Origin of the sequence: Salinactinospora qingdaonensis, from assembly GCF_039539445.1 — a bacterium.
In the GTDB taxonomy this organism is placed as follows: domain Bacteria; phylum Actinomycetota; class Actinomycetes; order Streptosporangiales; family Streptosporangiaceae; genus Salinactinospora; species Salinactinospora qingdaonensis.
Genome location: NZ_BAABDD010000058.1, coordinates 2,318 through 5,709, shown reverse-complemented (window position 1 = coordinate 5,709; position 3,392 = coordinate 2,318). Strand labels below are relative to the sequence as shown.

Here is a 3,392-nt window from a genome sequence, read left to right as displayed (position 1 = left end):
TGTTGGGGATTGTGTGCGGCGGTGTCCTACTCTCCCACCCCGCACCATGGAGGCAGTACCATCGGCGCTGGTGGGCTTAACGACCGGGTTCGAAACGGGACCGGGTGTTTCCCCACCGCTATCACCACCGCACAACCCTCACCCCTGCCTCCACCGGTGTGGAGCAGGGAAACCCATGAGGAAGCGTTGACTGTGGTAAATGTGCGCGAGTATCCAGCATCTGCGGTGGGCAAGCCCTCGGCCGATTAGTACCGGTCAGCTCCACACCTCACGATGCTTCCACCTCCGGCCTATCAACCCCCTCATCTCGGGGAAGCCTTACCCGATCACCGTCGGTGGGAGACCTCATCTCGGAGCGAGTTTCCCGCTTAGATGCTTTCAGCGGTTATCTCTGCCGAACGTAGCCAACCAGCCATGCTCCTGGCGGAACAACTGGCACACCAGAGGTTCGTCCATCCCGGTCCTCTCGTACTAGGGACAGCCCTCCACAAGTCTCCAACGCGCGCAGCGGATAGGGACCGAACTGTCTCACGACGTTCTAAACCCAGCTCGCGTGCCGCTTTAATGGGCGAACAGCCCAACCCTTGGGACCAACTCCAGCCCCAGGATGCGACGAGCCGACATCGAGGTGCCAAACCATCCCGTCGATACGGACTCTTGGGGAAGATCAGCCTGTTATCCCCGGGGTACCTTTTAGCCGTTGAGCGACACCGCTTCCACCAACCAGTGCCGGATCACTAGTCCCTGCTTTCGCACCTGCTCGACACGTCCGTCTCACAGTCAAGCTCCCTTGTGCACTTACACTCACCACCTGATAACCAACCAGGCCGAGGGAACCTTTGGGCGCCTCCGTTACCTTTTAGGAGGCAACCGCCCCAGTTAAACTACCCACCAGACACTGTCCCCCATCCGGATCACGGACGCGGGTTAGATGCCCGAAACAGCCAGAGTGGTATTTCACCAACGCCTCCACCCCCACTCGCGTGGCGGCTTCACCGGCTCCCACCTATCCTACACAAACCATCCCAAACACCAATGTCAAGCTATAGTGAAGGTCCCGGGGTCTTTCCGTCCTGCTGCGCGAAACGAGCATCTTTACTCGTAGTGCAATTTCACCGGGCCCGCGGTTGAGACAGCGGGGAAGTCGTTACGCCATTCGTGCAGGTCGGAACTTACCCGACAAGGAATTTCGCTACCTTAGGATGGTTATAGTTACCACCGCCGTTTACCGGCGCTTAGATTCCCAGCCTCACCCCCACAAAGGAGGCTCACCAGTCCTCTTAACGTTCCGGCACCGGGCAGGCGTCAGTCCGTATACCGCGTCTTACGACTTCGCACGGACCTATGTTTTTAGTAAACAGTCGCTTCCCCCTGGTATCTGCGACCCACCCCAGCTCCACACGCCAGGTGCCTCACCAGAGCGGGCTCCCCTTCTCCCAAAGTTACGGGGACAATTTGCCGAATTCCTTAACCACGGTTCACCCGAACGCCTCGGTCTACTCAACCCGACCACCTGCGTCGGTTTCGGGTACGGGCCGTCCACACACTCGCTAGAGGCTTTTCTCGACAGTACGGGATCACTCACTTCACCACACCGGCTCGACATCACGCCTCACCCATCACAGGGCACGGATTTACCAACACCCCAGGCTACACGCTTATCCCGGGACCACCATCGCCCGGTAGAGCTACCCCCCTGCGTCACCCCATCACTTACCCCCCACCCCCTCAGGCCCCACCCCACACTCCGCAAACCCCGAAAGGCTCACAAAACATGGGCATGGTTAGTCTCAGAGGCAGGCAGCATTGGACGCGCATGGACGGGTACGGGAATATCAACCCGTCATCCATCGACTACGCCTGTCGGCCTCGCCTTAGGCCCCGACTCACCCTGGGCGGATTAACCTACCCCAGGAACCCTTAGTCACTCGGCGCCAACGTTTCTCACGCTGGTATCGCTACTCATGCCTGCATTCTCACTCGCGCCCCCTCCACCGCCACTCCCGTGACGACTTCACCGGCGGACACGACGCTCCCCTACCAACCCACACACAGTGGGCTCCACAGCTTCGGCGGTGTACTTCAGCCCCGCTACATTATCGGCGCAGAATCACTTGACCAGTGAGCTATTACGCACTCTTTCAAGGATGGCTGCTTCTAAGCCAACCTCCTGGTTGTCTCAGCAACTCCACAACCTTACCCACTTAGCACACCCTTAGGGGCCTTAGCTGATGATCTGGGCTGTTTCCCTCTCGACCACGGAGCTTATCCCCCGCAGACTCACTGCCACGCTCAAGTTCACCGGCATTCGGAGTTTAGCTGACATCAGTAACCCGGTCAGGCCCATCAACCAACCCGTCGCTCTACCTCCGGCAACCACACGCGACGCTGTACCTAAATACATTTCGGGGAGAACCAGCTATCACAGAGTTTGATTGGCCTTTCACCCCTACCCACACCTCATCCCCCAGGTTTTCAACCCTGGTGGGTTCGGGCCTCCACACGGTCTTACCCGCGCCTCACCCTGGACATGGGTAGATCACTCCGCTTCGGGTCCACAGCATGCGACTCACACGCCCTCTTCAGACTCGCTTTCGCTCCGGCTCCCCCACAACGGGTTAACCTCGCCACACACCACGACTCGCAGGCTCATTCTTCAAAAGGCACGCCATCACCCACACAAGGCTCTGACGGCTTGACAGCACACGGTTTCAGGTCCTCTTTCACCACCCCTCACCGGGGCACTTTTCACCTTTCCCTCACGGTACTCGTCCACTATCGGTCACCAGGACGTATTCAGGCTTGACAGGTGGTCCTGCCAGATTCACACGGACTTCCACGAGCTCCGCGCTACTCGGGAACACACCCCACACACCACCACAGGCCTTCACCTACGGGACTCTCACCCACTTCGGCGCCGCATCCCAACGACTTCGACTAGCCCACAGCAGCACGCGCCCAGCCGGCAGACCAGACCAGATGCTCCCACAACCCCGCACACGCAACAACTGCCGTCTCTTCCACGCGCACGGTTTAGCCACCATCCCCCTTCGCTCACCACTACTAAGGGAATCACTCTTGTTTTCTCTTCCTACGGGTACTGAGATGTTTCACTTCCCCGCGTCACCACCACTGCCCTATCCATTCAGACAGCAGCGACGTGCCATCACACACGCCAGGTTTCCCCATTCGGACACCCACGGATCACCGCTCGGTTGACAACTCCCCGTGGACTATCGCGGCCTCCCACGTCCTTCATCGGCGCCTGGTGCCAAGGCATCCACCATGTGCCACACACACTTGACCACCACAGATACAAGATACTCGCGCACACTCTCCACAAATCAAACACCACGGCCACCCCCACCCACAACACCACCACCCACACAGGC

General features: G+C 59.2%; 2 rRNA genes. Both read right to left on the bottom strand.

The features are described 5' to 3' along the window. Window positions 1-13: 13 nt before the first annotated feature. Window positions 14-132: ribosomal RNA gene (gene rrf / locus ABD848_RS24690) — 5S ribosomal RNA — on the bottom strand. Between the two features lie 92 nt (window positions 133-224). Then, a 23S ribosomal RNA gene (locus tag ABD848_RS24685) occupies window positions 225-3,307 on the bottom strand. Between the last annotated feature and the right edge of the window lie 85 nt (window positions 3,308-3,392).